5 protein-coding genes are annotated in these 4423 nt (G+C 63.6%); all 5 read left to right on the forward strand.

All coding sequences use genetic code 11. The features are described 5' to 3' along the window. On the forward strand, positions 1–171 hold a 171-nt coding region (locus EOA24_RS28650; RefSeq protein WP_189354295.1), incomplete at its 5' end, for an AprI/Inh family metalloprotease inhibitor. A gap of 189 nt (positions 172–360) precedes the next feature. Continuing rightward, positions 361–1560 (forward strand): cell division protein ZapE, encoded by a 1200-nt coding sequence (gene zapE, locus EOA24_RS28655; protein WP_126080448.1) that lies wholly within the window; start codon positions 361–363, stop codon positions 1558–1560. Positions 1561–1876: 316 nt separating this feature from the next. Further along, positions 1877–2845, forward strand: a complete 969-nt coding sequence (mdh, locus tag EOA24_RS28660) for a malate dehydrogenase (protein ID WP_126080449.1) — start codon at positions 1877–1879, stop codon at positions 2843–2845. 41 nt (positions 2846–2886) lie between these two features. Continuing rightward, a complete protein-coding gene (gene sucC / locus EOA24_RS28665; protein ID WP_126080450.1) occupies positions 2887–4080 on the forward strand; it encodes an ADP-forming succinate--CoA ligase subunit beta in 1194 nt (397 codons plus the stop codon). A 5-nt stretch (positions 4081–4085) separates the two neighbouring features. Next, on the forward strand, positions 4086–4423 hold a 338-nt coding region (locus EOA24_RS28670; protein WP_133374655.1), incomplete at its 3' end, for a cupin domain-containing protein.

The raw sequence follows: 4423 nt of genomic DNA on the forward strand, positions 1-4423 counted from the left end.
TTGCAGCTCTGCCCGGCGCCGATCGACGGCATCAAGTCGTGGAACGTCGCCGGCAAGCAGCTGACGCTCTACGATGAAAATGGCGGCTCGCTGGCCAGGCTCTATTCGTCAGGCGGCGAAAAGTTCGACGGCCAGACTTCCAATGGGCAGCCCATCTCGCTTACAAGGTAGGCTATGCCGATATTCAGGTGAGGCCGGCCTGCGAATGGCGGCTTCCTGTGCTTCCGGTGCTCACGTACTTAAAGTACGCTCCGCTCCGGTTCTCGGAACCCACCCTTCTCGACATGGCCTGACCTGAAACTCAACGTAGCCTGGCGGCGTCTCCTCAGAGCATTCTGCTCAAAGTAAATGATGTGAACCATGCACCTGCGTGACGGCCTCCAGACCCACGCGACCGTCAGGCAGCGCTACGACCATCTCGTCCAGAGCGGCGCTGTTGAGCGCGATCCGGCGCAGGAGCATATCGTCGCCGCGCTCGACCGGCTGATCGACGAGATCTCGGCCAAACGACTGGCACAGAAATCGAGCGCGCTGGGCTGGCTGTTCGCGGCCAAGCGGCAGCCGCGCGAGCCCGTCAAAGGCCTCTACATCCATGGCAGCGTCGGTCGCGGCAAGACCATGCTGATGGACATGTTCTTCGAGCTCTTGCCGGTCCGCCGCAAACGCCGCGTGCATTTCAACGACTTCATGGCCGATGTGCAGGACCGGATCCAGAAACACCGGCAGGCGCGCAAGGAAGGCACGGTCAGGGAGGACGATCCGATCCCGCCGGTCGCCCGGGCGCTCGCCGATGAAGCCTGGGTGCTGTGCTTCGACGAGTTCTCGGTCACCGACATTGCCGACGCGATGATCCTGTCGCGCCTGTTCTCGGCCCTGTTCGCCAATGGCGTGGTGCTGGTCGCCACCTCCAACGTGGCGCCGGAGAACCTTTACCGCGACGGGTTGAACCGCCAGCTCTTCCTGCCGTTCATCTCGCTGCTCGAGCGCAATGCGCATGTGATGACGCTCGATGCCGACAAGGACTACCGCCAGGAAAAGCTCAACCGCCAGCCGGTCTATGTCACGCCGGACGACGCTGCGGCCGAGCGTGCGCTGGACGAGGCCTGGCAGGCGATGACGCATGGCCAGCCGACGGCAGAGGTGATGCTGACGCTGAAAGGCCGCCAGCTCGTCGTCCCGCGCGCCGCCGGGGATGCAGCGCGCTTTTCCTTCGCCGACCTTTGCGAAAAGCCGCTCGGCGCGCGCGACTACCTGGCCATCGCCGGCCGTTTCTCGACGGTCTTTATCGACCATGTGCCGGTGCTGGGGGAAGGCAAGCGCAACGAGGCCAAGCGCTTCATTCTTTTGATCGACACGCTCTACGACCACCATATGCGGCTGGTGATGAGCGCCGCTGCGCCGCCGGAAGGGCTCTACACGGCCAAACGCGGCACGGAAGTGTTCGAATTCGAACGCACCGCCTCACGCCTGGTCGAAATGCAGAGCCGCGACTGGCTGGAAGGCTGGGCGGAACGGCGGGAGACGGCGCCGGTGGCGAAGGCAAGGCAGGCGCAGGTGTAGCTGCAGCCGGCCATCGCAGCGCTGTCCCCCAGCGTCAGAAACCAAGCCATCAATTCACAAGGGCGTCATCGCCGGGATGAAGCCTTCTGATTTCCACGTTCATTGTGTAAATTCTCGTCAGTCGGCTCAGGAACTTTGACGTTTACGTAATTCCCGAAGCATCTAACCGATTGAAAATACTGGGTTCAAAATAATCGTTTGAATTTTTCTTTGGCCGGCGCTAATGGGTGCGGCGAAATCTCGCGGCCTCCCGCATCCTTTCGGCCTCCCCGGCCCCGTCACGGCACCGTCACAGACAAAGGGAAAACATCCTCACATGGCACGCAACAAGATAGCGCTCATCGGGTCGGGCATGATCGGCGGCACGCTCGCCCATATGATCGGCCTCAAGGATCTCGGCGACGTGGTGCTGTTCGATATCGCCGAGGGCATTCCGCAGGGCAAGGGCCTCGACATCGCGCAGTCTTCCCCCGTCGACGGTTTCGACTCCCGGCTGACCGGCGTCAACGACTATGCCGGCATCGAGGGCGCGGATGTCTGCATCGTCACCGCCGGCGTGCCGCGCAAGCCGGGCATGAGCCGCGACGACCTTCTTGGCATCAACCTCAAGGTGATGGAACAGGTCGGCGCGGGTCTCAAGAAATACGCGCCGAAGGCGTTCGTCATCTGCATCACCAACCCGCTCGACGCGATGGTCTGGGCGCTGCAGAAGTTCTCCGGCCTGCCGACCAGCCATGTCGTCGGCATGGCCGGAGTGCTCGACAGCGCCCGCTTCCGCTATTTCCTGGCCGAGGAGTTCAAGGTCTCGGTCGAGGACGTCACCGCTTTCGTGCTCGGCGGCCATGGCGACTCGATGGTGCCGATGATCCGCTATTCGACGGTCGCCGGCATCCCGCTGCCCGACCTCGTCAAGATGGGCTGGACCTCGAAGGAGAAGCTCGACCAGATCGTGCAGCGCACCCGTGACGGCGGCGCCGAGATCGTCGGCCTGTTGAAGACGGGCTCGGCCTATTACGCGCCGGCGGCCTCGGCGATCGCCATGGCCGAGTCCTATCTCAAGGACAAGAAGCGCGTGCTGCCCTGCGCAGCGCACCTTTCCGGCCAGTATGGCGTCAAGGGAACCTATGTCGGCGTTCCCGTGGTGATCGGCGCCGGCGGCGTCGAGCGGGTCATCGAGATCGACCTGTCGAAGGCCGAGCAGAAGATGTTCGACAATTCGGTCGCGGCCGTCCAGGGCCTGGCCGAGGCCTGCACCAAGATCGCCCCGCATCTCGCCGGCAAGTAATCTCGCCGGCAAAGCAATCATCCTCCCCGGAGATCAAGCGCATGAACATCCATGAGTATCAGGCCAAGGCGCTGCTGAAGACGTTCGGCGCGCCGGTGGCAAGCGGCGTTCCGGTGTTCAAGGCAAGCGAGGCGGAGGCCGCCGCAAAGGCGCTGCCCGGCCCGCTTTATGTCGTGAAGAGCCAGATCCATGCCGGCGGCCGCGGCAAGGGCAAGTTCAAGGAACTCGGCCCCGACGCCAAGGGCGGCGTGCGGCTGGCGAAGTCGGCGGCCGAAGTGGTCGCCAACGCCAACGAGATGCTCGGCCACACGCTGGTCACCAAGCAGACCGGCCCGGCCGGCAAGCAGGTCAACCGCCTCTATATCGAGGACGGCGCCGATATCGCCCGCGAGCTGTATCTGTCGATCCTTGTCGACCGCTCGGTCGGCCGCATCGCCTTCGTCGTCTCGACCGAGGGCGGCATGGACATCGAGACGGTCGCGCATGACACGCCGGAAAAGATCGTCACCGTCGCCATCGACCCGGAAAAGGGCGTGAGCGCCGACGACGTGAAGACGCTCAATGCCGCGCTGAAGCTCGACGGCGATGCCGCGAAGGACGGCGCATCGCTGTTCCCGATCCTCTACAAGGCGTTCGTCGAGAAGGACATGAGCCTGCTCGAGGTCAACCCGCTGATCGTCATGAAGGACGGGCATCTGCGCGTGCTCGACGCCAAAGTGTCGTTCGACAACAACGCGCTGTTCCGCCACCCGGACGTGATGGAACTGCGCGACACCACCGAAGAGGACGAGAAGGAGATCGAGGCGTCGAAATACGACCTCGCCTATGTCGCGCTCGACGGCAATATCGGCTGCATGGTCAACGGCGCCGGCCTTGCCATGGCGACGATGGACATCATCAAGCTCTATGGCGCTGAGCCGGCTAACTTCCTCGACGTTGGCGGCGGCGCCTCCAAGGAGAAGGTCACGGCGGCGTTCAAGATCATCACCAAGGACCCGGCGGTCGAGGGCATCCTGATCAACATCTTCGGCGGCATCATGAAGTGCGACGTCATCGCCGAGGGCGTGATCGCCGCGGTCAAGGAAGTGGGGCTGAAAGTGCCGCTGGTCGTGCGCTTGGAAGGCACCAATGCCGAGCTCGGCAAGAAGATCATCAACGACAGCGGCCTGAATGTCGTCTCGGCCGACGATCTGGACGACGCGGCCAAGAAGATCGTCAAGGCGGTGAAGGGCTAAAGCGGATGCCTCCGCGCAAGATAAATCTGGTCGAGGCGGCGGATCAAAAGATCGCCAAGGTCTTCGATCCGCATATCGCCGGCGACGTCAACGACGCCCAGGCCAAGGTCGCCAAGTTCGGCGAGGTCTTCGATTGGCACGCGCATGACAATGAGGACGAGGCCTTCCTCGTGCTGCGCGGCAGGATCGCCATCGATTTCCGCGACGGGCCGGTCGAGCTCGGCGAGGGCGACTTCATCGTCGTGCCGCGCGGCGTCGAACACCGGCCGCGCTCGCTGACGCCGGAGCCCGTGGTGCTGATGTTCGAGCCGGCGACGACTTTGAACACCGGCAACGCACGGAG

This window comes from Mesorhizobium sp. M2A.F.Ca.ET.039.01.1.1 (assembly GCF_003998035.1).
In the GTDB taxonomy this organism is placed as follows: domain Bacteria; phylum Pseudomonadota; class Alphaproteobacteria; order Rhizobiales; family Rhizobiaceae; genus Mesorhizobium.

Bases quoted from the DNA above. Each gene is read 5' to 3' on its own strand.
- mdh (WP_126080449.1), top strand. From the start codon at position 1,877: ATGGCACGCAACAAGATAGCGCTCATCGGGTCGGGCATGATCGGCGGC.
- zapE (WP_126080448.1), top strand. From the start codon at position 361: ATGCACCTGCGTGACGGCCTCCAGACCCACGCGACCGTCAGGCAGCGC.
- sucC (WP_126080450.1), top strand. From the start codon at position 2,887: ATGAACATCCATGAGTATCAGGCCAAGGCGCTGCTGAAGACGTTCGGC.